The sequence below is a fragment of the Gordonibacter pamelaeae 7-10-1-b genome, assembly GCF_000210055.1.
Taxonomy (GTDB): Bacteria; Actinomycetota; Coriobacteriia; order Coriobacteriales; family Eggerthellaceae; genus Gordonibacter; species Gordonibacter pamelaeae.
In genome coordinates, this window is sequence record NC_021021.1 from 2523064 (window position 1) to 2524135 (window position 1072).

General features: G+C 71.5%; 2 protein-coding genes. Both read right to left on the reverse strand.

The window, feature by feature from the left end; genetic code table 11:
* Positions 1-285: 285 nt before the first annotated feature.
* Entirely contained in the window at positions 286-750 is a 465-nt protein-coding gene (locus tag GPA_RS11750) for a DUF192 domain-containing protein (protein WP_015539997.1), read from the reverse strand.
* Positions 751-752: 2 nt separating this feature from the next.
* On the reverse strand, positions 753-1072 hold a 320-nt coding region (locus GPA_RS11755; RefSeq protein WP_049784132.1), incomplete at its 5' end, for a hypothetical protein.

Genomic DNA, 1072 nt, shown 5'->3' on the forward strand with positions numbered 1-1072 from the left:
CAGCGCCCGACGGCATCGCAGGCCGCGTGCGCGGAACTGCCGGCACGTGGGATTGCGCCCGCGCGCTTACCGGCACCCGGGATTGCATCTGCACATTTGACGGCACCTGGAGCTGCGCTTGCGCGCTCGGTGGCGCCGATGCGGCGCGCTGCACGGCATCGGCGGGCTCCCAGGCCGTTTCCTCCGCCACAGCAGAGTCCCGGCCATCGCCATCGAACCGGTGCAGGCAGCCGTAGCACACCTCGGCGTCTTCGAAGGCGCGCGCCCGGCACACAGGACACGTCTTCATCGGGCGACCTCCCTTCCGCCGGATATCACTACCTGGTCGCCTTCCGCAAACCACGGCGCATCGCACGAGGCGAAGCGCTCCACGACGGCCACGGCCTTGGCGTTGCGCAGCCGGCGCAGCGGCCCGACCGAGCGATGGGCCTCCACCACCCTCCCCAGGCGATCCACGAACGCCACGTCAATGGCATGGCGCATGCCCACCGTGTGCACGTCGTTGCACGACACCAGCAGCAGCGCCTTGTCGCTCGGGCCGCTGAGCAGCAGGCCCGCCGCCTTGCTCCGCGTGCGCGTAGCCAGCATGAGCGCCGTGCGCGCCTCGCTCCGATCACCCTCGCCCGCGTTCGGAGAGACCAGGATGCGCGCACGTTCGCACGCGTCGCGTCCCGGCTTCGGCACGCTGCCCCTGGCAGCCCTTCCGCCCGGAGCGCGGTGCCGCGCCCCGCTCTTCGCTTCCTCAACCATGTCTATCCCTTCCCATCGGCCGCCGCGCACTGCACGACGACGCACGTCGTATCCCCCGCCTTGACGCACGAGACATAGGCCCATCGGTACCGCCCCGCCTCCTTCACGAACGAGCCGCCCGTGCCGGTGCCCGAGGGCACCGCCGTCCACCCGCGATCGCCCAGCAGGCACGCCATCTCGTCGAACGCCTGCAGGGGCTCCTCTTCCACCTCGAACCCCACCACCGATCCGCCGGCCCCCACCCGCAGGCCGGCGCAGCCTTCCGCAGGCACCACCTCCTGGGCGAAGCCTTCGGGCAGCCGAAGCGACTCCCGCGATGCAG